Source organism: Pseudomonas sp. JL3 (assembly GCF_031570575.1).
Classification (GTDB): Bacteria; Pseudomonadota; Gammaproteobacteria; order Pseudomonadales; family Pseudomonadaceae; genus Aquipseudomonas; species Aquipseudomonas cucumis.
The window spans coordinates 86854-112386 of the sequence record NZ_JAKWJK010000001.1 but is presented as its reverse complement, the minus strand read 5'-3'; the positions used below and the strand labels follow the sequence as shown (position 1 = coordinate 112386).

Below are 25533 nucleotides of genomic sequence, written 5' to 3'. Positions count from 1 at the left end.
CGTTCTATTCCCGAACCACTCTTTCTCAGAGGTTTTGCATGACACTCAGTCCTTTTGCGGGCAAACCGGCACCGGCAGAACTGTTGGTAGACATCCCGCGACTGGTAACGGCCTATTACACCGGCCAGCCCGATGCAGCCATTTCTACCCAGCGCGTCGCCTTCGGCACGTCCGGACACCGAGGTAGCTCGTTCGACCTGAGTTTCAACGAATGGCACGTTCTGGCCATCAGTCAGGCAATCTGCCTGTACCGCGAAGCCCAGGGCATCGACGGTCCGCTGTTCGTCGGGATTGACACCCACGCGCTGTCCACGCCAGCCGGTGCCAGCGCCCTGGAAGTCCTGGCGGCGAACGGCGTGACAGTGATGATTGCCGAAGGCGACGAGTACACCCCGACGCCGGCCATTTCCCACGCGATTCTTTGCTACAACCGTGGGCGCACCTCGGGCCTGGCGGACGGCATCGTCATCACGCCGTCTCACAACCCGCCACAAAGCGGTGGCTACAAGTACAACCCTACCAACGGCGGCCCGGCCGATACCCACATCACCAAGTGGATCGAGGCCAAGGCCAATGAGTTGCTGGCGGCCAAACTCGTCGGGGTCAAGCGCATCAGCTACGAGCAAGCGTTGAAGGCCAGCACCACTCATCGTCACGATTACCTCAATACCTATGTTGCTGACCTGATCAACGTGATCGATTTCGATGCCATCCGCGATGCGAAGCTGCGTCTGGGTGTCGATCCGCTGGGCGGAGCAGGGGTGCGCTACTGGTCGGCGATTGCCGAGCACTACCGCCTGGACCTGGAGGTGGTGAATAAAGAAGTTGATGCGACATTCCGTTTCATGACCGTCGACTGGGACGGGCAGATCCGTATGGACCCATCGTCCAGCCACGCCATGCAAGGCCTGATCGGTCTGAAAGAGCGTTTCGACGTGGCCTTTGCCTGTGACCCGGATCACGACCGTCATGGCATCGTGACCCCATCCGGTGGTTTGCTGGCACCCAACAACTACCTCGCGGTAACGATCGATTACCTGTTCCAGAACCGTCCACAGTGGCGCGCCGATGCGGCCGTGGGCAAAACCGTGGTCAGCAGCGGCTTGATCGATCGTGTTGCCAAGCGTCTGGGCCGTCGTCTGTACGAAGTACCGGTCGGCTTCAAATGGTTTGCGGATGGTCTGTTCGACGGTTCCCTCGGTTTTGGCGGTGAAGAAAGTGCCGGCGCCTCGTTCCTGCGCAAGGACGGCAGTGTCTGGTGTACCGACAAAGACGGCTTGATTCCGGCTTTGCTGGCCGCCGAAATGACCGCTCGCACGGGCCGTGATCCTGGCCAGGCCTATCGCGCGCTGACTGATGAGCTGGGCGAACCTTTCTCGGTACGGGTCGATGCCAAGGCGAACCCTGAGCAGAAAGCGCTGCTGAGCAAATTGTCGCCAGACCAGGTCACCTCGACTCAACTGGCGGGCGAAGCGATCCAGAGCATCCTTAGCCATGCACCGGGTAACGACCAGGCTATTGGCGGTCTGAAAGTCATGACCGAGAACGGTTGGTTCGCGGCGCGTCCGTCGGGTACTGAGGATATCTACAAGATCTACGCGGAAAGCTTTGTCAGTGACGATCACCTTAAGCAGTTGGTGGCGGAAGCTCAGACCTTGGTGGATGGCGCGATTTCTGCGAAGTGATTGAGGGCCCCATCGCGGGCAAGCCCGCTCCCACCAGGATTGCGCTAAACCTGTGGGAGCGGGCTTGCCCGCGATGGCGTCAGTACAGTCACTACATTTAAGAAAAAATCCCGCATTTAACGCATCAAGCCACATCCACCAACACAATCTCACTGTCCTCAATCGCGGTCACGCGCAACACCTGCTCATCGGCAATCGCGACACCGTCTCGAGCTTGTGCACGCAAGCCATTGACTTCAATGACACCCGTGGCCGGAACCAGGTAAGCACAGCGGCCGCTGTCCAGATGATACTCCGCGGATTCACCGGCCTTCAGGTTCGCCGCCACCAGACGCGCATCGGCTCGAATGTGCAGGCTTTGATCATCGCCAACCTTGCCGCTGGCCAGGGTCACGAATCCTTCGCGCTCGCCTTTGGGGAACGGCTTGGCGCCCCACGACGGTGCCGAACCGACTTTGTTGGGAATGATCCAGATCTGAAAGATCCGGGTCTCGGTTGCTTCCAGGTTGTATTCGCTGTGAGCGATTCCGGTGCCGGCGCTCATGACCTGTACATCGCCTGCTTCGGTGCGGCCCTTGTTACCGAGGTTGTCTTGGTGGGTAATTGCGCCTTCACGAACGTAGGTGATGATTTCCATGTCCCGGTGCGGGTGTTGCGGGAAGCCGGTACCTGGGGCAATCACATCATCGTTCCACACCCGCAGGTTGCCCCAGTTCATGCGTTTGGGGTCGTAGTACTCGGCGAACGAAAAGTGGTGATGGGCATCCAACCAGCCATGGTGCGCGCCGCCGAGCGAGTTGAAGGGTCTGAGTTCAAGCATGATCGTCTCCTGAAAAGGTTCGTCATGGGGCAGAACGCCTGAGCCACAAACGAGAACCGGTGGTTGATGGCGAGCATCATCTATCAGGCAATCATCGATAAAAAGCGTAAAAAATGCCTCAATACAATCGAATTAGTTGATATCAAATAACCTCGAAACATTCTCATCCAGCCTTCAGTTCATCGCATAAGCCAATGACCTGTAAGCATTTCACTAGAACTCAACGACAAATGCAGACACCATAGCCCTCAACAGCCTCACACCCTGGAGTCCGTCAGCGTGCCGCAACACACCCCCGATCTTCCCCCCGAACTTCGTCCCTTGGCCGAGATGCCTTTGTTCAAGCGCTTGGCCGCCCGGTTCTTTGGCCATGGCCTTACCCGTCTGCGCGCGCAACACCGTGCGTCCTGGCTGCACGGGCAAGCCGACGGTTTTCGCAGCGGCCACAGCGCCGGTGTGGAGTACGGCTATAAGGAAGGCAAGCTCGAGGGGCTGGAAGAAGGTCGGCAGGTTCTGTTGATTCGCGACTCGCGCTCAACCGAGCATCGACCGCCCAACGTCGATGACAATCTGTTCGACGATTGGCGGCTGCCATTGAGTGCTGAGCTGAAGAAGCGCATGAAGGCCGACGTGGCGCGACTGCTGCCAGCGCATGCCCAGCCAAGCGCTGCCCAGTGGAAGATGATTTTTAGTGACACACCGTCGACCTCGGTGATCGCCGGGGCGGGCGCGGGTAAGTCGACTACCCTGGTGTTGCGAATTCTGCTGCTCAGCCATTACTTGGGGTTTGAGTTGAGCTCGATGACCGTGGTGACTTTCACCCGCGAATCGCGCAAGGACTTCATCAACAAGCTGATCGAACTGTTTGCAGTCTGGGGCCGGGGAATCAGTCTTAAAGAAGCGCGCGACCTGGTGCGCACTTTCCATTCGCGCATCCTGCCGATGGTCCGCAGCCTGCCGGGTTTCGAGCGGCTGCAAGCTTTCGAAAACCTCAGTCACCGCGTGCAAGGCGGCGATGAGGAGGTCGACAGCAATCCCTTTGACCTGCGCATCAACGACGCCCAGCGTCAGCAACTCAATGCCTGTTATCACAGCCTGTACAATCGCGATGAGCGCTTTCGCGAACTGATCAAACCTCTGTCTCGCCATGCCTTGCAGCTCAAGGAGCTGGAGCGTGATCACCCGGACGTGCAGAAGCGTATGGCGGTGACTGAATTGGCCGCCAAGCGTGATGAAGAACTGTGCGACACAATCGAAGACTTGTGGTTTCGCGCCGGTGCCTGGCCGATCAAGGGCATCGAACCGAATCGTCAAACCTTCGACATCAACGGCTCGACCTTTCATTGCCACGGCTACATTCCGACGCTCGACGCCTGGGTGGTGCTGGGTTTCGATCCCCGGGAAAATCCCCAGGTGAGCCGTCCGAATGCCAAGCTTTCGGTGCGCGCAGAATGGGCGGTAAAGCGCACGTTGTTTCAAGCTTTCTGTCGTAAGCCTTTGATATGGCTGGATAGTTATGAGTCTTCAAAGCGTGTTTTGGCATCGCTTGCCGGAGACGCCAGCGCCGGACCGGGCTTCGATTACAAGGTCAAGGGCGAGCTCGGCTCCGCGCCGTTGCTGGACTGTTTTGTCGCGGCGGCCGGGTTTATTGAAAACCTCGGCCTGGATGTGCCGAATGCCGTAGGCCAGATGAGCTTCGCCAAGGATGACCCGGACCGGTTTTTCTTTGAGGCCTTGAGCCTGTTCTGGCGAGCGCTGGAAGATCATTTGCTGGATCAATCGCCACCGGTGATGACCTACAACCGGATGTTCGCGCTGTTCAGCGAGCATTCGCCGGAGAATCTCAAGCTGCTGAGCGATGAGCTGCTCAGGCCGATGTCGCACTTGATGATCGACGAGTTTCAGGACGTGTCGCCGCAGATCGTTTCGTGGATTCGCGCCAGCCTGGCGGAGATCCGCAGTCGCGGACCGGCCATGCATGTGGGGCGCGGGGCGCAACGTTCGTCATTGCTTTGCGTCGGCGATGACTGGCAGTCCATCTATGGCTGGCGCGGCAGTTCGCCGACTTACTTTATGGAGTTCAACAAGGAATTCCCGTCGCCGACCACGACCAAAGTGATGCTCAGCGACAATTACCGCAGCCATCAGCACATCATCGACGCGGCGGAGCACATTGTCCGCGCGGCACCGGCGATCGCCGGCAAGAAGGCCAAGGCCAGCGGTGAGCCCAAGGCGTTGCTGCCGGTGAATGTTCTCGATCGGGATGACCAAGGCATGGCCCAGCGCCTGATCGAGCACTATAGAAAGGGCGATTCAATTTTGATGCTTTATCGAAAAAGCAGCGATAAGTCGTTGATTGAAGAGCATATTCAATCTGTAGTTAATGTGGATTCTAGCTTGTCGTACGACGCTCGGCGGCTCAAACAACTGACCTATCACAGCGCCAAGGGCCTGCAGGCTGATGCGGTATTTTTGCTGGGCGATTGCCAGCATCTGACCAGTTCACCCTACAAGAACCAGGTCTATCGCATGGCCGGGCTCGGCAAGCCTGGGGATAGCGAAGCTTACGACAGCGCACAGAAAGACGAGATATTGCGGCTGGCTTACGTGGGCATCACCCGGGCAGTCAGCCATTGCTACTGGTATGTCGATGGCCAGGATACCTCGGCTGCGAATATGCCCAAGGCCTCCGACCGGATCGGCAAGGGCAAGGCGTTCTTCGCGGATCACCGTCAGGGAAAAGTGCCGGCCTGATCCTGAAGCTGTTCACTGAGAATCTTGAGTCAGAAAAACCTGTGGCGAGCGAGCTTGCTCGCCACAGGGGCAGTACCGGCTGACTGCGAAAAGTTGCGGGGGGCGCAATCCCGGCCTATGGTCCAAGGCGAGGCTTTGCTTGCGACTCGCGCGCAATGATTCGCCGCAGGTCGCTGTCCATCCAATGCGGATACATGCAGCGAGGTGACGACATGCCGAACGACTCCCGTCCCGCCGTGCTCGAACTGATCGGTAATACGCCGCTGGTGCGTGTCAGCCGCTTCGATACCGGCCCGTGCACGCTGTTTCTCAAACTCGAATCGCAGAACCCCGGTGGCTCGATCAAAGACCGCATCGGCCTGGCAATGATCGACACCGCCGAGCGCGATGGTCGCCTGCGCCCTGGCGGCACCATCGTCGAGGCCACCGCCGGCAATACCGGTCTGGGCCTGGCCTTGGTCGGCCGGGCCAAGGGTTATCGGGTGGTGTTGGTGGTGCCGGACAAGATGTCCACCGAGAAGGTCCTGCACCTCAAGGCCATGGGCGCCGAGGTACACATCACCCGCTCCGATGTCGGCAAAGGCCATCCCGATTATTACCAGGACGTCGCTGCGCGGTTAGCGCAGGATATTCCCGACGCCTTCTTCGCGGATCAATTCAACAACCCGGCCAACCCGCTGGCCCACGAGTGCAGTACCGCTCCGGAGATCTGGGCGCAGACTCAGCATGATGTGGATGCCATCGTGGTCGGCGTCGGTTCGGCCGGCACGCTGACCGGGCTGACCCGTTTCTTTCAGCGCGTACAACCGAATCTGGAAATGGTGCTGGCCGATCCGGTCGGCTCGGTGATGGCCGAATACAGCCGCAGCGGCACCCTCGGTACGCCCGGTTCCTGGGCGGTGGAGGGCATTGGCGAAGACTTCATTCCGTCGATTGCTGACCTGTCCAGCGTGCGTAAGGCTTACTCCATCAGCGACGAGGAAAGTTTCGATCATGCCCGCCAACTGTTGCGCGCGGAAGGCATTCTCGGCGGCTCCTCTACCGGCACATTGCTGGCAGCGGCGCTGCGTTACTGCCGCGAACAAACCGAGCCGAAGCGGGTGGTCAGTTTCGTCTGCGACACCGGCACCCGCTACCTGTCGAAGGTTTACAACGACCAGTGGATGAACGATCAGGGGCTCCTTGCGCGCAAGCGCTACGGTGATTTGCGCGACCTGATCGCGCGGCGCTTCGAGGATGGCCGGGTGGTCAGCGTGGGCCCGGACGATACGCTGCTCACCGCATTCCAACGCATGCGCCTGGCGGACGTGTCGCAACTGCCGGTGCTGGTGGACGGGCAGCGACTGGTCGGCGTGATCGACGAGTCCGACATTCTGCTTGGCGTGCACGAAGACGCTTCACACTTCCGTATGCCGGTGAGCAGTGCGATGACTGGCAAGCTGGAAATCCTGCCGCCCGGCGCCAGTCTGGCGGAGCTAGAGGCGAAGCTCGACCGAGGATTGGTGGCGATGATCGCGGACGCCTCGGCTTTCCACGGGCTGATTACCCGCGTCGACATGCTCAATTACCTACGGAGATCCCTTGCATGAGTCAGCACGATGACACCGCCGAACCACGCGCCTTTGCCACCCGTGTGATCCATGCCGGACAGACACCGGACCCGTCCACCGGGGCGCTGATGCCGCCGATTTACGCCAACTCCACCTATCTGCAACAGAGCCCGGGTGTGCACAAGGGCTTCGACTACGGGCGCTCGCACAACCCGACGCGCTTTGCGTTGGAGCGTTGTGTGGCGGACCTCGAGGGCGGTACCCAGGCCTTCGCCTTCGCTTCCGGGCTGGCGGCGATCGCCACGGTGCTCGAACTGCTCGACGCTGGCGCGCACATCGTTTCTGGCAATGATCTGTACGGCGGAACCTTCCGACTGTTTGAACGGGTACGCCGGCGCAGCGCCGGGCATCGCTTCAGCTTTGTCGATATGACTGATCTGGCGACCTTCGAAGCGGCGCTGCAGGACGACACGCGCATGGTTTGGGTCGAGACGCCGAGCAATCCTTTGCTAAGCCTCACCGATCTCACCGCCGTCGCACGGATCTGTCGCGAGCGAGGCATCATCTGCGTGGCGGACAATACCTTCGCCAGCCCGTGGATCCAGCGGCCGCTGGAGCTGGGCTTCGACATCGTGTTGCACTCGACCACCAAGTACCTGAACGGCCACTCCGACGTGATCGGCGGCATCGCGGTGGTCGGGCAGAATGCCGAACTGAGCGAGCGCCTGGGGTTTCTGCAGAACGCGGTAGGGGCGATCGCCGGACCGTTCGACGCTTTTCTCACCCTGCGTGGCGTGAAGACTTTGGCATTGCGCATGGAGCGCCATTGCAGCAACGCGCTGGAGCTGGCGCAATGGCTGGAACGTCAGCCGCAGGTGGCGCGCGTCTATTATCCGGGCCTGCCATCGCACCCGCAGCACGAACTGGCGCGGCGGCAGATGCGTGGGTTCGGCGGGATGATTTCCCTTGAGCTGAACAGCGACCTGGCGGGTGCCAGACGTTTTCTGGAGAGTGTGCGGATCTTCGCCCTGGCCGAGAGCCTGGGCGGGGTGGAAAGCCTGATCGAGCACCCGGCGATCATGACCCACGCCACCATCCCCGCAGAAACCCGCGCGCAGCTCGGCATCAGCGATGCGCTGGTGCGTTTGTCTGTGGGGGTGGAGGATGTTGAAGACCTGCGCGCCGATCTGGCCCAGGCCCTGATGTCTATCAGTTAAGCGCAATCCATGTAGGAGCGGGCTTGCTCGCGAAGAGGGCGTGTCAGCGACATTAATGTTGCCTGACACACCGCATTCGCGAGCAAGCCCGCTCCCACAGGTTTTGTGGAACGCCAACCATCAGGCATAGCTTCTGAGAGCCTGCGGCGGAATGAACGCCTCCAATTCGTCTTCCACAGCTTCGATAATTCGTTCTACATCCGCCGCATTCATAACCGTTGCGCAAGGAATGCCGGCAATGGCGATCATGGTTTCGCCACTGGCGCGATCGAACAGGCGGGCAACCATGCTGCCCGGTGCATCCATGGTCGCTTCGAAACCCATGGGATGAAAATGCCAGCGCATCAGCTGGCAGGCATTTGGAAAAGTGACCTTACTGAATGTGCCTTGATTCATGTGTTGCCCACCTTATTCATCGAGCGCTTCCTTTAGCTCATGTTAGGAGGGAAGAGCCTTCAATGGCTCAACCGGTGACTGACTTTAAAAGTAGCATCCAGATGTGAAAATCATGTGGATTTTTTCGGTCCGTTAGGCGAATGGTTCATTTTTTTTGATGCAGATCACGAGATACGGATTTTTCGACCAAAGGCTTATATGGCCGGGGCATTCCACGGGGGGCATTGAAGCCTGGCCAGAGCTTCGGCAAGCTCGGTTTTTTTTCGTCGAGTCCTGTGCGACAGCATGCCCCGCGATCCGGATGAAGCCCTGGAGCATTCGGACCGTATTCGTCTGGACGGGCTTACGCCAAACAAATTTTTTTGCGGGCACGCGCGCAAGACAATCCCTGAGCCCACGCATTAGGATCGACGCCAACGAAGTTTTGAGTAGCGGAGTTTTGCATGTCGGCGTGGCGCACGATCAGTTTGTGGATGGATCAACTCGACGAGCCGTTGCTGGCGCGCCCGCCGCTGGAGCAGGATCTGGACGTCGACGTGGCCATCATTGGCGCCGGGTACACCGGGCTCTGGACCGCGTATTACCTCAAGCGCCTGGCGCCGGGGCTGAACATTGCCATCGTCGAGGCAAACATCGCGGGTTTTGGTGCTTCGGGCCGCAACGGCGGCTGGTTGATGGGCAACCTGTTGGGCGAAGATCGCTTGCTTGCCGATTTACCGGCCGAACAGCGCCGTGCTTCTTTCGATCTGCTGCATGGCATCCCTGATGAAGTTGCGATCGTCCTCGATAGAGAAGGCATCGACTGCGATTATCGCAAAGGCGGGGTGCTTTACTGCGCTGCGCGTTATCCCGAGCAGGAAACTACCCTGCGCCATTATCTGGACACGCTCTACCGCCAAGGTCTGATCGAAAGCGACTACCACTGGCTCAGTCCCGAGCAATTGGCGCAACAGATCAGAATTGCCAAACCTTATGGCGGTATCTATGCACCGCACGTCGCGACCATTCACCCGGCAAAGTTGGTCCGAGGCCTGGCACGGACGGTAGAGCGCATGGGGGTCAACATCTATGAGAACAGCCCGGTCACTCAATGGCAGTCGGGCAGTTTGCGTACAGCCAAGGCTCAGGTTCGCAGCCACTGGATCGTGCCGGCGGTAGAAGGTTATGCGGTCACATTGCCGCCGTTGGGCCGTTATCAATTACCGGTCCAGAGTTTGCTGGTGGCAACCGAACCGCTGTCCGCCGCGACCTGGGATGAAATCGGCCTCAGTCGTGGGCAAGCCTTCAGCGAAAGCAGCCGTCAAGTCACCTATGGCCAGCGCACGGCGGATAACCGCTTGGTATTTGGTGCCCGTGGTGGCTATCAATTTGCTGGCAAGTTGCGCCATGACTTCGACCTGACCACCAGCGAAGTAGAGTTGCGGCGCTACCTGTTCAGCGAACTTTTTCCGCAGCTCAAGAACGTACGAATTACCCATGCCTGGGGCGGCAACCTGGGCATGTCCCGGCGCTTCAAGCCGCACATGCTCTGCGATCGAGCCAGCGGCATCGCCTTGTCCGGCGGTTATGGCGGGGAGGGCGTGGGTGCCAGCAACCTCGGAGGGCGAACCTTGGCCGACCTGATTCTCGAACGGGATACCGAGTTGGTCCGCCAGCCGTGGGTCATTCCTCAGGGCGGTCTTGACGCGCTCAAGGCTTGGGAACCCGAGCCCTGCCGCTGGTTGGGCTACAACGCGATCATCCGCTGCTTCGTCCACGAAGACCAGACCCTGGCCAACCCGGCCACCGCGCCCTGGCGTCGCAAACTGGCCAGTCGGGTCGCGGGGTTCATGGAAGGGTTCATGCGCTAAACGGCGACGCTCTGAGTTGCTGCCCGTGCGCAAGACCATGATTTTTGATCTTCTGATTGCCCGGCAGCTCTCCAATAAAAAGAAACAGCACCAGCGACTTGGCCAACGGTGACATCTGCGTGGCTGTCTACAACTAACTGGTCGTTTAATTTATTTGATGGCAATGCGCTGGCACTTATATTAATAAGTTCAGAAAAATGTGAGCTCATCTACAGAAAAACAACTTACCACTATTTAATATTTAGATAGCATATTGTCAGACAATCCGGCTAAAACCTTCAACTAAAAACTATATTTCGACAGCACACGCACTGTTTACTGGAGTTCGCCGGAACCGCTCAATTTGACGTCAAAAAAAATGTAGACGTTTGATTTCGAATTGTGTCAGTTTTTATACGCCTTCATTGGGCGAGTGATAGGACGATCTCGCCAGAGATTGTCGTATCGGACAAAAACTGTTCCATTGCTAAACAAGGAAGTGTGTTTATGTCGAAAGTAAAAGACAACGCTATTGATCTTGCCGAACAGGGCTTTGCGCCATTCCAGGCGCTGGCTGCACCCAGTTCCGCCTACAACCAGATCGATAGTTTCAGCCATCAATATGATCGGGGTGGCAATCTCACGGTCAATGGCAAACCCTCCTTCTCCGTCGACGAGGCAGCTACCCAACTGCTGCGTGACGGCGCTGCCTACCAGGACAAGGACGGCAGCGGCAAAATCGAACTCACCTACACGTTCCTGACCTCGGCTTCGTCGAGCACCATGAACAAGCACGGCATTACCGGGTTCAGCCAGTTCAATACGCAACAGAAAGCCCAGGCCGTGCTCGCCATGCAATCCTGGGCCGACGTGGCCAATGTCACCTTCACCGAAAAGTCGTTTGGCGGCGACGGTCACATGACCTTCGGTAACTACAGTGGTGGTCAGGATGGCGCGGCGGCATTCGCCTACCTGCCAGGCACGGGTCCAGGTTATGACGGTACTTCGTGGTATCTGACGGGCAGTGGCTATAACGTCAACAAGACACCGGACCTGAACAACTACGGTCGTCAGACCCTGACCCATGAAATCGGTCATTCCCTGGGCCTGGCTCACCCTGGCGACTACAACGCCGGTGAAGGTGCGCCGACCTACAACGACGCGACCTACGGCGAGGACACCCGCGGTTACAGCCTCATGAGTTACTGGAGCGAAAGCAATACCGACCAGAACTTCAGCAAGGGCGGTGTGGAAGCCTATGCGTCCGGCCCGCTGATGGATGATATCGCCGCCATTCAGAAACTCTACGGTGCCAACACCACCACCCGTACCGGTGACACCACCTACGGCTTCAACTCTAACGCCGGTCGCGATTTCCTGAGCGCGTCTTCGTCGTCGGACAAAGTCGTGTTCTCGGTCTGGGATGCGGGCGGCAAGGACACCCTGGACTTCTCCGGCTTTACCCAAAACCAGAAGATCAACCTCAATGAAGCCTCGTTCTCCGACGTTGGCGGCATGGTGGGTAACGTGTCCATCGCCAAAGGTGTCACCGTCGAGAACGCGACTGGCGGTTCGGGTAGCGACCTGCTGATCGGTAACAGCGTGGCCAACGAGCTGAAGGGCGGTGCCGGCAACGACATCCTCTTCGGCGCGGGCGGTTCGGACAAACTGTGGGGCGGTTCGGGTTCGGACACCTTTGTGTTCGCGGCCAGCAGCGACTCCAAGCCAGGTGCCGTCGACCAGATCCTCGATTTTGTCAGTGGCCTGGACAAGATCGACCTGACCGGCATCACCAATGGCGCAGGCCTGCACTTCGTGAATTCGTTCACCGGTGCGGCAGGCGATGCGGTATTGACCACTTCGGGCGGTAACAGCCTGTTGTCGGTGGACTTCTCCGGGCACGGCGTGGCTGACTTCCTGGTCAGCACTGTTGGCCAGGCGACGTTCTCGGACATCGTGGCCTGATTCAAGGCATAAAGGAGGGCGGCGCTTGACGCGCCGCTCTCTGCCCCGATCCAGAGTAAAACGCCCTATGATCCAGAACGCTTTTACCTACAAAGCAACCGCGTGGCTGTTGGCGACGCTGATGATGTTTCTTGGAGATGTAGCCATGGCACGCAGTCTGAAACTGGCCGATCCGTCGGAGCTCGCCGGGAAATGGCAGGCCACCTTGAATACCGCGCAAGACTCGCCCGAGTCCCAGGCGCTGCAGGACAAGCCGTCGAATGTCTGCTCGATCGAGCTCAAATTGAACCAGACGCTGGGTGAGGGCGCCGACTGCCTCGGCGCCTGGCTGAACGAGTCGGCGATTGGCTGGTTCCCGGAACCGGATGGCATCGCCGTGACCGGTAAAGAAGGCTCAAGAATTGTGTTTTTCAGCCGACAGCATGAGGGGCTTTATAAAAGCACTTTGAAGTCAGGTCTGATCATTACGCTCGAGCGCGCAGCGCAGTAAGTGAAAAATGCCGGACCGGTATCAGTCGCTGAATATAAAGCTCGTTATTGCCGTTATAAGCAGCAGATCAATAACCGGAGCTCTTTGAAGAACACAAAGAGTTGTTATTAATGTGTAAGCGATAACCGGCAAAAGAACGTCTCGGCCATGTGCGGACAGTTAATTGGAACCTCGCCAAGTAAGGCGAGGATTAATACCTCAGGAAAAACCAATGAAGATGGCGAAGAGCCCGGCCACCGCACCGTTATTCAAGGCACTGGGCGACTATAAAAGCATCCTGATCAGTGTCGGGTGTTTTACCGCACTGATTAATGTGCTGATGTTGGTCCCGTCGATTTATATGCTTCAGGTCTATGACCGGGTACTGTCTTCGCAAAACGAAACCACACTGGCGATGTTGTCGTTGATGGTGGTCGGGTTTTTCGCTTTTATCGGTCTGCTGGAGATCGTGCGTAGCTTCATTGTCATCCGTATCGGCAGCCAACTGGAGCGTCGTTTCAACCTGCGGGTGTATCAAGCCGCTTTCGAGCGCAACCTGTTCAAGGGCGAGGGCAACGCGGGGCAATCCCTGGGCGACCTGACCCATATTCGCCAATTCGTCACCGGCCCGGCGCTGTTTGCCTTCTTCGATGCGCCGTGGTTTCCGGTCTATTTGTTTGTGATCTTTCTGTTCAACGTCTGGCTCGGTGTATTGGCCACCGCAGGCGCGGTACTGCTGATCGGGCTGGCCTGCCTCAACGAGGCGATGACCAAAAAGCCCTTGGGCGAAGCCGCAGGGTTTTCCCAGAAGTCCAGCCAACTGGCCACCAGTCACCTGCATAACGCCGAAACCATTCAGGCCATGGGCATGCTCGGTGTCTTGCGCAAGCGCTGGTTTCAGGTGCACTCGCGTTTTCTCGGCTTGCAGAATCAGGCCAGCGACACTGGCGCGGTCATCAGCTCTCTGAGCAAAACCCTGCGCCTGTGCCTGCAATCCCTGGTGCTGGGGCTGGGCGCCTTGCTGGTGATCCAGGGTGACATGACCGCCGGGATGATGATCGCAGGTTCGATCCTGATGGGCCGGGTACTGAGCCCCATCGATCAGTTGATCGCCGTGTGGAAACAGTGGAGCGGCGCCAAACTCGCTTACCGCCGTCTAGACGCCTTGCTGCAAGCCTATCCACCGACTGAGGAGGCCATGGCGTTGCCGGCGCCGAAAGGTCAGATCACCTTCGAGCAAGTCAGCGCCGGCCCGCCAGGGCAACGGGCAGCCACCTTGCACATGGTCAATTTCAACCTCGGCGCCGGCGAAGTGCTGGGCGTGCTCGGGGCTTCCGGCTCGGGTAAATCGACCCTGGCCCGGGTGCTGGTCGGCGTCTGGCCAACGTTGGGCGGCACGGTGCGCCTCGACGGCGCGGACATTCATCGCTGGAACCGCGATGACCTTGGCCCTTACATCGGTTATCTGCCCCAGGACATCGAACTGTTCAGTGGCAGCATCGCCGAAAACATCGCCCGATTCCGTGAGGCGGATCCGCAAAAAGTCGTCGAAGCCGCGCGCCAGGCTGGCGTACATGAACTGATCCTGCGCATGCCGCAAGGCTACGACACTGTGCTCGGCGAGGACGGCAGCGGTTTGTCCGGTGGTCAGAAACAGCGTGTGGCCCTGGCTCGCGCGCTGTACGGCAATCCGAGTCTGGTGGTGCTGGATGAACCGAACTCCAACCTCGACACCGTCGGCGAAGCGGCACTGGCCGGCGCCATCGCGCACATGAAGGCCCGGGGCACCAGCGTGATTCTGGTCACCCATCGCTCTTCAGCCCTGGCCCAGGCCGACAAGTTGCTGGTGCTCAACGAAGGTCGCTTGCAGGCCTTCGGCCCAAGCCAGGAAGTGCTCAAGGCGCTGGCCGGTAACCCGTCAGGCGCCCAGGAACAACAACGTGAAAAACCTGCGCAAGCACCGGGGGGGCTCAGCATGAGCCGGCAGTATCAGCCCACGACAAGGAATTCGGGTGTATGAGCAGCACACGCATGAACGACGACAGCGAAGCGACCATGGAACACGACTACATCGCCGAACGTCCTGAGCGCGATGCGCGTTTCTTCGCTCGCATGGGCTGGATTCTGGCGATTGTCGGTGCCGGCAGTTTCTTCACATGGGCGAGCCTCGCGCCGCTCGATCAAGGTATTCCGGTGCAGGGGACCGTGGTGGTCTCGGGCAAGCGCAAAGCCGTGCAATCGATGAGCAGCGGCGTAGTCAGCCAGATTCTGGTGCGCGAAGGACAAGTGGTGAAGCAAGGCCAGCCGCTGTTCCGCCTTGACCAGACCCAGGTCGCGGCCGACGTGCAATCGCTGCAAGCGCAATACCGCATGGCGTGGGCCAGCCTGGCGCGCTGGCAGAGTGAACGGGATAACCTCAAACAGGTGAATTTCCCCGCCGAGCTGAGCAACGATCCTGACCCGCGTCTGGCCTTGGTGCTCGAAGGCCAACGGCAATTGTTCAGCAGCCGTCGCGAAGCCTTTTCCCGGGAACATGCCGCCCTGCGCGCGAACATCGAAGGCGCCAGCGCGCAACTGGCCGGCATGCGCCGCGCGCGCACCGACCTGACGGCCCAGGCCAGTTCCCTGCAACAACAGTTGAGCAATCTTCAGCCCTTGGCGGACAACGGCTACATCCCGCGCAACCGCTTGATGGATTACCAGCGTCAGTTGTCGCAAGTGCAGCAACAGCTGGCCGAGAACACCGGCGAAAGCGGCCGCGTGGAGCAAGGCATCCTTGAATCCCGACTGAAGTTGCAACAGCACAGCGAGGAATACCAAAAAGAAGTCCGCAGCCAACTGGCCGACGCACAGCTCAAAAGCGTGACCTTGGAAGAGCAACTGACTTCCGCCGGCTTCGACCTGCAACACAGCGAAATCATCGCCACCGCCGACGGCATCGCCGTCAACCTTGGGGTTCACACCGAGGGCGCCGTGGTGCGTCAGGGCGACACCTTGCTGGAGATTGTCCCGCAAGGTACCCGCCTGGAAGTAGAAGGACACCTGCCGATCAACCTGATCGACAAGGTCGGCACGCACTTGCCGGTGGACATTCTGTTTACCGCGTTCAACCAGAGCCGTACCCCGCGAGTCCCCGGTGAAGTCAGCCTGATCTCCGCCGACCAGATGGTCGATGAGAAAACCGGTGTGCCGTATTACGTGCTGCGCAGCAGCGTCAGTGACCAGGCCATGGAAAAACTCAACGGTCTGGTGATCAAACCTGGCATGCCGGCAGAAATGTTCGTGCGTACCGGTGAACGTTCACTCCTCAACTATTTGTTCAAACCGCTGCTCGACCGGGCAGGCTCCGCGTTGACCGAGGAATAAGGATGTTCGGCTGTATGAATAAGTTTTCCCTGCTCGCGGCGACCCTGGCGTTGCTGACGTGCAACAGCACGATGGCCATGGGGCCCTTCGACATCTATGAGCAAGCGTTACGCAATGATCCGGTGTTCCTCGGTGCCATCAAGGAGCGCGATGCAGGCCTTGAAAACCGTGCCATCGGCCGCGCCGGGCTGCTGCCCAGGATTGGTTACAACTACAACAAGGGGCGTAACACCTCCAAGGTCACTCAACTTAATGAGGGGAGACCAGACTTCACCGAGGACCGCAACTACAGCAGTTACGGCTCGACCTTGACCCTGCAACAGCCGCTGCTCGATTACGAGGCTTATGCGGCGTATCGCAAAGGCGTGGCGCAATCGCTGTTCGCCGACGAAAACTTTCGTGGCAAGAGCCAGGAACTGCTGGTTCGCGTGTTGGAGAATTACACCAAGGCGCTGTTCGCTCAGGACCAGATCGACATTGCACGGGCCAAGAAAAAAGCCTTCGAGCAGCAGTTTCAGCAGAACGAGCAGATGTTCCGCCAAGGCGAGGGCACGCGCACCGATATCCTCGAAGCCGAGTCACGTTACGAACTGGCGACCGCCGAGGAAATCGAGGCGCGCGACGAACAGGACGCGGCCCTGCGCGAGCTCGGCGCACTGGTTGGCGTGCCGGCCATCAACATTGGTGACCTGACGCCGCTGGATCAGAACTTCCAGACCTTCACCCTGCAACCGGCTAATTACGACACCTGGCACGAGATGGCGGTGGCCAACAACCCGAACCTGGCCTCCCAGCGTCAGGCGGTGGAAGTGGCGCGCTATGAAGTCGAACGCAACCGCGCCGGCCACCTGCCAAAAGTCAGTGCCTACGCCTCGGTGCGCCAGAACGAATCGGAAAGCGGCAACACCTATAACCAGCGCTACGACACCAACACCATCGGCATCGAAGTCAACGTGCCGCTGTATGCCGGTGGCGGGGTCTCGGCCTCGACCCGTCAGGCCAGCCGCACCATGGAACAGGCCGAGTACGAGCTGGACGGCAAGACCCGGGAAACCTTGATCCAGTTGCGCCGTCAGTTCAGCGCCTGTCTGTCGGGGGTCAATAAATTGCGGGCTTATCAGAAGGCGTTGACGTCGGCCGAAGCGCTGGTGGTCTCGACCAAGCAAAGCATTTTGGGCGGCGAACGGGTCAGCCTCGATGCGTTGAATGCCGAACAACAACTGTTTACCACCCGCCGGGATCTGGCTCAGGCGCGCTACGACTATTTGATGGCCTGGACCAAGTTGCATTACTACGCAGGGACCTTGAGCGAGCAGGATCTGGCCAAGGTGGATGAGGCCTTCGGACAAGGCCCGAGGGCTCAATGATTTAACCCTGTAGCAGCTGCCGAAGGCTGCGTTCGGCAGCTGCTACAGGGTGTTTTGCAACACCGAGCCCTGGACCGGGGCCTACAACTCTAAAAACGCCAAAAAAGCGAGAGTCATGAACATGGACGTACAGATCAAGCCGATGTCGGTCGGCGCGCTATTGCTCCTGATTTCATCAGTACCAGGCCCAGCCCAGGCGCTTTATCTGGAAACCGGCAAACCCGGCGACCCCGCCAGTTGGCGCTCGACGGAGTTCCAGCGCGATTGGGGCCTGGCGCGCATGCAGGCTGATCAAGCCTATGCCGCCGGCATCACCGGCAAGGGGGTGAAAATCGGCGCGCTGGATTCCGGTTTCGATTCCAGCCATCCCGAATTTGCCGCAGAGCGTTATCACGCGGTGACGGCCAGCGGCAGCTATGTCGACGGCTCGGCGTTCAATGTCGACGGCACGCTCAACACCAACAACGACTCCCACGGCACCCACGTCACCGGCACCATGGGTGCTTCCCGTGATGGCAGCGGTATGCACGGCGTGGCGTACAACGCGCAAATCTACGTCGGCAACACCAACAAGAACGACAGTTTCCTGTTCGGCCCCAGCCCCGACCCGCGCTATTTCACAGCGGTCTATAACGCCCTGGCAGATGCTGGCGTGCGCGCGATCAACAACAGCTGGGGCAGCCAGCCGAAGGACGTCAGTTACCGAACCCTCGACGACCTGCACGCCGCTTACGCCCAGCACTGGAACAAAGGCACCTGGCTTGATGCTGCCGCCGACGTTTCGCGCCGTGGGGTGATCAACGTGTTCAGCGCCGGCAACAGCGGTTACCCGAATGCCAGCGTGCGTTCGGCCTTGCCGTACTTTCAGCCGGACCTGGAAGGCCACTGGCTGGCAGTGTCGGGGCTGGATCAAAGCAATCAGCAGAAATACAACCAGTGCGGGATCGCCAAGTATTGGTGCATCACCACCCCGGGGGCGAAGATCGACAGCACCATTCCCGGCGGCGGTTACGCGATCAAATCCGGCACCTCCATGGCCGCGCCGCATGCCACCGGGGCTCTGGCGCTGGTGATGGAACGCTATCCGTACATGAATAATCAGCAGGCGCTGGAGGTGCTGCTGACCACCGCTACGCAGCTCGACGGCTCAATCACCAACGCACCGAGTACGCGCATCGGTTGGGGCGTGGCCAACCTCGAACGGGCGATGCGCGGACCGGGGCAATTGCTCGGGGCGTTTGACGCCAATCTGGCAGCCGGGCAAAGCGATGTCTGGAGCAATGACATTTCGGACAAGGCGCTGATTCAACGTCAGGCCGAAGACGCCGCCGAACACAGCGCCTGGCAACAGACGTTGAAGGACAAGGGCTGGGAAAACGGTGTCCCGGCCGGCGCCAGTCAGCAGGATCAGACCGATTACGCGGTGGGCACAGCTCGCGACTCCGCCGCCGCCAACCGAGTCTACGAAGGCAGCCTGATCAAGTCCGGGGCCGGACGGTTGATGCTCACTGGCGACAACACTTATCGCGGCCCGACCACGGTCAACGGTGGTTTGCTGGCGGTAAACGGCTCGCTGACATCGACGGTGACTGTCAATGACAGCGGCACCCTCGGCGGTAACGGACGAGTCGCCGCCTTGAATGCCAATGCCGGCGGCACCGTGGCGCCTGGTAACTCCATAGGTACGTTGCAAGTCAGCGGCGATGTGACATTTGCACCGGGTTCGACCTATGCCGTCGAACTGTCACCCACCAGCAGCGACCAGATTATTGCCGGCGGTACGGCGACAATCAGCGGCGCTACCGTGAGCCTGTCCCTGGAAAACAGCCCGACCTTGCTCAGCACCCAACAAGTGCAAAGCCTGCTGGGCAATCAATACAACATCCTGCAAGCGGCGGGCGGGATTCAGGGCCAGTTCGGCGCGGTATTGCCCAACTATCTGTTCATCGGCGGCAGCCTCGACTACGCCGCGACCGGCATTCAGCTGAGCGTGGAGCGTAACGCCACAACCTTCGCCAGCGTCGGGCAAACGCCGAATCAGCGTTCCGTCGCGGCCGCAGCGGAAGGGCTTGGCGCGGGGAACGCCGTCTACGAAAGCCTGCTGCTGTCGCCGACCGCCAGTTCAGCGCAACAAGCGTTCCAGCAGTTGTCGGGGGAAATCTACCCGGCGCTGGGCTCGGTGTTGATCAATGACAGCCGTTATCTGCGCGATGCGGTCGGTGAGCGTCTCAATGAAGCCGACGGTTCCCGAAGCAATGGCTGGATCAAAGCGTTGGGCGCTTGGGGCAAGACCGATGACAGTCACGACACTGCCGGCTACACCACATCGATTGGCGGTTTGCTGGCGGGTGTCGATGGCGCGGTGGATGACCAAACCCGTGTGGGCCTGGTCGCCGGTTACAGCGACAGCTCGGTCAGCATGGGCTCTGGAACGCATTCATCAGCGCAGGTCGACAGTTATCACCTGGGTGCCTATGCCGGCCACGAAATGGGCGCCTGGCGCCTGAGTGCCGGCGGTGCCTACAGCTGGCATCGGGCCGACGTCAAACGTGACCTGCAATACGGTGACGTCAGCGCCAAACAGAAAGCCAAAGTCGATGCCGGGACTACCCAAGTATTCGGCGAGGCAGCGTATCGCCTGAACCTGCAAGCACTGGCTTTGGAACCGTTCGCCAATCTGGCTTACGTGCACCTCGACACCGAGGGCTTCACCGAAATAGGTGACGGCGCCGCGCTCAAAAGCAGTGGCGACCAACGTGACGCGGTGCTCAGCACCCTGGGCGTACGCGCACTGAAAACGGTGAGGCTGTCCGGCCAGCAACAGCTGGACCTGAGCGGCAGCCTCGGCTGGCAGCACAACCTGAGCAACACCGATTCCGAAGAACACCTGGCGTTTGCCAGCGGTGGCACTCCGTTCGCGGTGGAAAGCTCGCCACTGGTTCGCGATGCGGCGCTGGTGGGTGCCCATGCCAGCCTGGCTTTGAGCCGGGATGTTCGGTTGAACCTCGATTACACCGGCCAACTGGCCAGCCGCGAGAAGAGCCACGGGGTCGGGCTGAGTCTCAATTGGCAGTTTTAGTCGCAGCTGCCGAAGCCTGCGTTCGGCTGCGAAGCAGTCGTAAACCCTGAATGCACAGTGTGTCTGATGGATCGCGGCGCCTGATTTTACGACTGCTGCGCAGCCGAACGCAGGCTTCGCCAGCTGCTACAGATCGCGTTATCGCGTGATGTATCGGCAGGAAGGCATAAGGATTTTTGCAACACAACTAAGGACGGTAGCTCGATGAAGAACAAGTACAACAAACTTGCCTTGCTCTGCGCACTGGCCACCCTGGGCACCGCGCACGCGGTGCCCTACGTGGAAAACGGCAGGACAGGCGATCCCGATAGCTGGCGCAGCACGGAGTTCAACGCCGACTGGGGGCTGGGGGCGATCAACGCTCAGGAAGCCTACGCGGCCGGATACACCGGCAAAGGGGTGAAACTGGGGATCTTCGACCAGCCGGTCTACGCCTTGCACCCGGAGTTTTCCGGGGCCAACAAGGTGATCACGCTGGTCACCAGCGGCATCCGCGAATACACCGACCCGTACATTCCGGTCAAAGCGGGGGATGCCTTTCTCTATGACGGTTCGCCCTCGGTGGGCTCCAACGGCAAACTCGGTGCCCACGGCACCCACGTTGGCGGGATCGCCGCGGGCAGTCGCGATGGCGGCCCGATGCATGGCGTCGCCTTTGGCGCGCAGATCATCAGCGCCGACAACGGCGATCCGGGCCCGGAAGACGGCATCATTCGCGGCAACGACGGCGCGGTGTACAAGGCCGGTTGGGATGCCCTGATCGCCAGCGGCGCGCGGATCATTAACAACAGCTGGGGCATCGGCATCACCGACCGCTTCGACCTGGGTGGCCGGGACCCGGCGTACCCGCACTTCACCGTGCAGGACGCACAGGTGCAGTTCAACGAGATCCAGACCTTGCTCGGGACCAAACCCGGCGGAGCCTACGACGGCGCCATCGCAGCGGCCCGCAGTGGCATCGTGACGATCTTCGCCGCCGGCAACGACTACAACCTCAACAACCCGGACGCCATCGCCGGCCTCGGTTACTTCGTCCCGGAGATCGCGCCGAACTGGATGACTGTCGCCGCGTTGCAGAGGAATCCGGACACCAGCAGCCCCGACCCTTACAACATCAGCACCTTCTCGTCGCGCTGCGGTTACACCGCGAGCTTCTGCGTGTCGGCACCGGGCAGCCGGATCTACAGCTCGATCATCAGCGGCACCAATGCCAATGACCTGACCACCGGCTACGCCAATTACAACGGCACCTCCATGGCGGCGCCACACGTTGCAGGCTCAATGGCGGTGTTGATGGAACGCTTCCCTTACATGACCGGCGCGCAAGTCGCCAGTGTACTGCGCACCACAGCCACTGACCTTGGCGCACCCGGCGTCGACTCGCTGTACGGCTGGGGCATGATCAACCTGCGCAAAGGCATTGATGGGCCGGCCATGTTCGTGACCGAGCAGGATATTCCCGAGGAGTTCCGCATCGAAGGTGCCTACGGCTCCAGCCAGTTTGTCGCCGACTTGCCGGGTATCGGCGCGATCATCGACGCTGGCAAACCCACCGAGCGTGTGTGCAATGACGTGCACTGCGGGCTCGATGTCTGGCGCAACGACATTTCCGGCCATGGCGGCCTGACCAAGCAGGGCATCGGCACGCTGGTGCTGACCGGCGCCAACACCTACGCCGGCCCGACCCTGGTCAATCAGGGCCGATTGGCGATCAACGGCTCGCTGCTGTCGGCCGTCACCGTCAATAACAGCGGGATCCTCGGCGGTAACGGCAGCATCGCGGCGCTGACCGCGAAAAGCGGCGGTACCGTGGCGCCCGGCAACTCCATCGGCACCTTGCAGGTGGCGGGCGACGTGACTTTCGAGCCTGGCTCGACCTACGCCGTAGAGCTGTCGCCCACCAGCAGCGACCAGATCATCGCCAGCGGCAAGGCGGTTATCGAAGGCGCAACCGTCAGCCTGTCCCTGGAAAACAGCCCGACATTGCTGACCACCAGCGAAGCGAAATCCCTGCTGGGCAACCAGTACAACATCCTGCAAGCGGCCGGTGGAATCGAAGGGCGCTTCGGTGTGGTGGTGCCGGACTACCTGTTCCTCGGTGGTACCCTCGACTATTCGGCTAACGGCATTCAACTCGCCGTCGAGCGCAACGCGACGTCCTTCACCAGCGTTGGCCAAACCCCGAACCAACGCGCCGTGGCCGCTGCCGCCGAGCAACTGGGCGCCGGCAATCCGCTCTACGAAACCCTGCTGTTGTCGCCGACCGCCGCTGTCGCGCAACAAGCGTTCCAGCAACTCTCCGGCGAGATACATCCGGCAATCGGCACGCTGCTGATCAACGACAGCCGTTACCTGCGCGATGCAGTCGGCGAGCGTCTGCGTGAGCACGATCTGTTCGACGCCGGGGCACCCACCGATGATCGCAGCAACGCCTGGCTCAAAGTGCTCGGCGCCTGGGGCAAGAGCGATGGCGGGCATGACAACGCCAGTTCCAACAGCTCCATCGGCGGGCTGCTGGCCGGTGTCGATGGCTTGATCACTGAAGATACCCGACTGGGTTTCGTCACCGGTTATAGCGACAGCTCGTTGAGCATGGGCGATGGCACGCATTCGTCGGCCTCGGTCGACAGCTACCACTTGGGTGCGTACCTGGGCCATGAAATCGATGCGCTGCGCCTGAGCGTCGGCGGCGCCTACAGCTGGCATCGCATCGACGTCAAACGTGACCTGCAATTTAACGGCGTCAGCGGCAAGCAGAAATCCAAACGCGATGCGACCTCCGCGCAGCTGTTCACCGAAGCGGCGTATCGCCTGGACCTGCAACCGATCGCTCTGGAGCCATTCGCCAATCTGGCTTACGTGCACTTGAACACTGAAAGCTTCAGCGAAAAAGGTGATGCCGCAGCGCTCAAGGGCGGTGAAAACAACCGCGACGTGGTGCTCTCGACCCTTGGCCTGCGGGCGAGCAAAGCCATTGCGTTGTCTGACCAGCAACAGCTGGAACTGTCCGGCACGCTCGGCTGGCAGCACAACCTGAGCAACACCCGTTCCGAAGACCACTTGGCCTTCGTCAACGGCAACACCGCGTTCAGCGTGCAAAGCGTGTCCATGGACCGCAATGCCGCAGTGATCGGCGCCCGTGCCGGATTGGCGCTGGGCCGCGATACCCGTTTGAACCTGGATTACAACGGGCTGCTCGGCTCCCGGGAAAAAGACCACGGTGTGGGCCTGACCCTGGACTGGCAGTTCTGATTTGACGCTAAGGAAGCAAGATCATGGGACTGTTTGATTACAAAAATGGCGGCAGTGAGGCCGGCAAGGCGCTGTACTCCGACGCGATCGCGCTGACGCTCTACGCGTACACGCCGACCGGCCAGCCACTGCCGGCGACTGCCTGGGCGCCGATTGGCGCGGCAGCGTTGGGCTACCAGGGCAAGGTCGGGGCCCAAGGCACCTTCTATGGCGAGAAGGACGGCTTCACCAGCGCCGAAGCCGAAGTGCTCGGTAAATACGACGGGGCAGGGAAGCTGATTGGCATCGGTATCGCCTTCCGTGGCACCGGCGGCCTGGGTTACAGCGACACCTTCGGCGACATGAAAAACAACCTGCTGGCCGCGATCGGCCCGGTGGATTACGCGACGAACTACGCGAAGAACGCCTTCGACACTTTGCTCAAAAGCGTCGCCGCGTTCGCCATCGCCCATGGCCTGAGTGCCAAGGAGGTGCTGGTCAGCGGGCATAGCCTTGGCGGGTTAGGGGTCAACAGCCTGGCGGAGTTGAGCGGCAATAACTGGGGCGGGTTCTTCAAGGACGCCAACTACATTGCCTTTGCCTCGCCGACCCAAAGCGCCACCGGCAACAACGTGCTGAACATCGGTTACGAGAACGATCCGGTGTTTCGAGTGCTCGACGGCACCACCTTCAGCAGTGGCTCGCTGGGCAAGCACGACGGTCATCAGGATTCGGCGACCAACAACATCGTCAACTTCAATGACCAGTACGCCTCTACCGCGCAGAACCTGGTGCCGTTCAGCATCCTCAACCCGCTGAACTGGTCGGCCCACGGTTCGTTGGGCTATGCCGACGGCTTGAACCGGGTGATCGACTCGCGCTTCTACGACCTCACCGACAAGGACTCGACGCTGATCGTGTCCAACCTGTCGGAGTCGTCCCGCGGCAGCACCTGGGTCGAGGACCTGGGCCGCAGTGGCGAGCCGCATATCGGCAGCACGTTCATCATCGGCACCGACAGCAATGACTGGCTCAAGGGCGGCGCGGGCAATGACTTCATCGAAGGCCGTGACGGTAACGACCGGTTCCGCGATGACGGTGGCTACAACCTGCTGCTGGGCGGCAAGGGCAGCAACACTTTCGAGCTGCAGAAACCGTTGCAGAACTTCAGCTTTGCCAATGACGGCGACGGCACGCTGTATGTGCGCGATGCCTACGGCGGCATCAGCCTGACCCGCGACATCGGCGCGCTGGTGAGCAAGGAATCGGGTTCGTGGTGGGGCAGCAAGGACATTACCTACAACGTCACCGCCAATGGCTTGCTCAATGGCAGCGAACTGACCCATTACAACCACTCGCTCAATGGCGATGCCTACGGCAACACGCTGGTGGCCAGCGTCGACGGTGACTGGCTGTTCGGCAACGCCGGCGACGATCTGCTGCGCAGCGACAAAAGCCACGTGACCTTCGTCGGTGGCGCGGGCGATGACGTGATGCATGCCTCGGGGGGCGGCAACAACACCTTCCTGTTCAGCGGCGCCTTCGGCTTCGACGCGATCAATGGCTACCAGGGCAGCGACAAACTGGTGTTCATGGGCGTCCAGGGCGCGGGGCAGGGTTATGACTACGCGCAGCACGCGACCCAGGCCGGCAACGACACTGTGCTCAAGATTGGCGATTACGCCGTAACGCTGGTGGGCGTGGGTCTGGATAATCTCTCGGCTTCGGGAATTACGTTTGCGTAAAGGCTGCATGCACTAAATGCTCCGGGGCGCTTCGTGATCGAGGCGTCCTGGCTGTGAGCT

The 25533-nt window shown here is 60.2% G+C and carries 15 protein-coding genes; 13 read left to right on the top strand and 2 right to left on the bottom strand.

The genetic code is table 11. The annotated features are described in order from the left end of the window. Window positions 1-38 precede the first annotated feature (38 nt). Window positions 39-1685 carry a phosphoglucomutase (alpha-D-glucose-1,6-bisphosphate-dependent) gene (gene pgm / locus MMG91_RS00460; RefSeq protein ID WP_305501683.1) on the top strand — a complete coding sequence of 549 codons (1647 nt, stop codon included), beginning with the start codon at window positions 39-41 and terminating at the stop codon, window positions 1683-1685. A gap of 124 nt (window positions 1686-1809) precedes the next feature. On the opposite strand, the gene MMG91_RS00455 is transcribed toward pgm, so the two are convergent. Further along, complete coding sequence (locus MMG91_RS00455; RefSeq protein WP_310658363.1) at window positions 1810-2505, bottom strand: pirin family protein; 696 nt, start codon at window positions 2503-2505, stop codon at window positions 1810-1812. A 279-nt stretch (window positions 2506-2784) separates the two neighbouring features. Between MMG91_RS00455 and MMG91_RS00450 the strand changes: the two genes are divergently transcribed. The 3 genes from MMG91_RS00450 to MMG91_RS00440 all read left to right on the top strand — a co-directional run bounded on the left by MMG91_RS00450 (window position 2785) and on the right by MMG91_RS00440 (window position 8026). Further along, entirely contained in the window at window positions 2785-5259 is a 2475-nt protein-coding gene (locus tag MMG91_RS00450; RefSeq protein WP_310658362.1) for a UvrD-helicase domain-containing protein, read from the top strand. Window positions 5260-5471: 212 nt separating this feature from the next. Beyond that, window positions 5472-6848: a cystathionine beta-synthase gene (locus MMG91_RS00445; RefSeq protein WP_310658361.1), complete on the top strand. Its 1377-nt coding sequence runs from the start codon at window positions 5472-5474 to the stop codon at window positions 6846-6848. Then, window positions 6845-8026, top strand: coding sequence for a cystathionine gamma-synthase (locus tag MMG91_RS00440; protein WP_310658360.1), 1182 nt, complete (start codon window positions 6845-6847; stop codon window positions 8024-8026). The genes MMG91_RS00445 and MMG91_RS00440 overlap by 4 nt, the downstream gene beginning before the upstream one ends. Before the next feature lie 120 nt (window positions 8027-8146). Here MMG91_RS00440 and MMG91_RS00435 read toward each other — a convergent pair whose 3' ends face one another. Further along, window positions 8147-8422 carry a DUF1652 domain-containing protein gene (locus tag MMG91_RS00435; protein WP_305449682.1) on the bottom strand — a complete coding sequence of 92 codons (276 nt, stop codon included), beginning with the start codon at window positions 8420-8422 and terminating at the stop codon, window positions 8147-8149. A gap of 443 nt (window positions 8423-8865) precedes the next feature. Between MMG91_RS00435 and MMG91_RS00430 the strand changes: the two genes are divergently transcribed. From MMG91_RS00430 to MMG91_RS00390, 9 genes are all read left to right on the top strand, one after another. Beyond that, window positions 8866-10272, top strand: a complete 1407-nt coding sequence (locus MMG91_RS00430; RefSeq protein WP_310658359.1) for an FAD-dependent oxidoreductase — start codon at window positions 8866-8868, stop codon at window positions 10270-10272. A gap of 486 nt (window positions 10273-10758) precedes the next feature. Next, the gene (locus MMG91_RS00425; RefSeq protein ID WP_310658358.1) at window positions 10759-12216 is read left to right on the top strand and encodes a serralysin family metalloprotease; all 1458 of its coding nucleotides are present in this window, start codon (window positions 10759-10761) and stop codon (window positions 12214-12216) included. 67 nt (window positions 12217-12283) lie between these two features. Continuing rightward, window positions 12284-12706 (top strand): AprI/Inh family metalloprotease inhibitor, encoded by a 423-nt coding sequence (locus tag MMG91_RS00420; RefSeq protein ID WP_310658357.1) that lies wholly within the window; start codon window positions 12284-12286, stop codon window positions 12704-12706. A 211-nt stretch (window positions 12707-12917) separates the two neighbouring features. Then, window positions 12918-14705, top strand: coding sequence for a type I secretion system permease/ATPase (locus MMG91_RS00415; RefSeq protein ID WP_310658356.1), 1788 nt, complete (start codon window positions 12918-12920; stop codon window positions 14703-14705). Next, window positions 14702-16051, top strand: coding sequence for an HlyD family type I secretion periplasmic adaptor subunit (locus tag MMG91_RS00410; protein WP_305449686.1), 1350 nt, complete (start codon window positions 14702-14704; stop codon window positions 16049-16051). The genes MMG91_RS00415 and MMG91_RS00410 overlap by 4 nt, the downstream gene beginning before the upstream one ends. Window positions 16052-16053: 2 nt before the next feature. Then, window positions 16054-17418, top strand: coding sequence for a TolC family outer membrane protein (locus MMG91_RS00405; protein WP_310658355.1), 1365 nt, complete (start codon window positions 16054-16056; stop codon window positions 17416-17418). Window positions 17419-17539: 121 nt separating this feature from the next. Then, window positions 17540-20497, top strand: coding sequence for an autotransporter domain-containing protein (locus MMG91_RS00400; RefSeq protein WP_310658713.1), 2958 nt, complete (start codon window positions 17540-17542; stop codon window positions 20495-20497). Between the two features lie 204 nt (window positions 20498-20701). Continuing rightward, a complete protein-coding gene (locus MMG91_RS00395) occupies window positions 20702-23749 on the top strand; it encodes an autotransporter domain-containing protein (RefSeq protein WP_310658354.1) in 3048 nt (1015 codons plus the stop codon). A 23-nt stretch (window positions 23750-23772) separates the two neighbouring features. Next, entirely contained in the window at window positions 23773-25473 is a 1701-nt protein-coding gene (locus tag MMG91_RS00390) for a polyurethanase (RefSeq protein WP_310658353.1), read from the top strand. The last annotated feature ends 60 nt before the right edge of the window (window positions 25474-25533 follow it).

Bases quoted from the DNA above. Each gene is read 5' to 3' on its own strand.
- MMG91_RS00420 (WP_310658357.1), top strand. From the start codon at position 12,284: ATGATCCAGAACGCTTTTACCTACAAAGCAACCGCGTGGCTGTTGGCG.
- MMG91_RS00425 (WP_310658358.1), top strand. From the start codon at position 10,759: ATGTCGAAAGTAAAAGACAACGCTATTGATCTTGCCGAACAGGGCTTT.
- pgm (WP_305501683.1), top strand. From the start codon at position 39: ATGACACTCAGTCCTTTTGCGGGCAAACCGGCACCGGCAGAACTGTTG.
- MMG91_RS00445 (WP_310658361.1), top strand. From the start codon at position 5,472: ATGCCGAACGACTCCCGTCCCGCCGTGCTCGAACTGATCGGTAATACG.
- MMG91_RS00430 (WP_310658359.1), top strand. From the start codon at position 8,866: ATGTCGGCGTGGCGCACGATCAGTTTGTGGATGGATCAACTCGACGAG.
- MMG91_RS00395 (WP_310658354.1), top strand. From the start codon at position 20,702: ATGAAGAACAAGTACAACAAACTTGCCTTGCTCTGCGCACTGGCCACC.
- MMG91_RS00405 (WP_310658355.1), top strand. From the start codon at position 16,054: ATGTTCGGCTGTATGAATAAGTTTTCCCTGCTCGCGGCGACCCTGGCG.
- MMG91_RS00440 (WP_310658360.1), top strand. From the start codon at position 6,845: ATGAGTCAGCACGATGACACCGCCGAACCACGCGCCTTTGCCACCCGT.
- MMG91_RS00390 (WP_310658353.1), top strand. From the start codon at position 23,773: ATGGGACTGTTTGATTACAAAAATGGCGGCAGTGAGGCCGGCAAGGCG.
- MMG91_RS00415 (WP_310658356.1), top strand. From the start codon at position 12,918: ATGAAGATGGCGAAGAGCCCGGCCACCGCACCGTTATTCAAGGCACTG.
- MMG91_RS00400 (WP_310658713.1), top strand. From the start codon at position 17,540: ATGGACGTACAGATCAAGCCGATGTCGGTCGGCGCGCTATTGCTCCTG.
- MMG91_RS00455 (WP_310658363.1), bottom strand. From the start codon at position 2,505: ATGCTTGAACTCAGACCCTTCAACTCGCTCGGCGGCGCGCACCATGGC.
- MMG91_RS00410 (WP_305449686.1), top strand. From the start codon at position 14,702: ATGAGCAGCACACGCATGAACGACGACAGCGAAGCGACCATGGAACAC.
- MMG91_RS00435 (WP_305449682.1), bottom strand. From the start codon at position 8,422: ATGAATCAAGGCACATTCAGTAAGGTCACTTTTCCAAATGCCTGCCAG.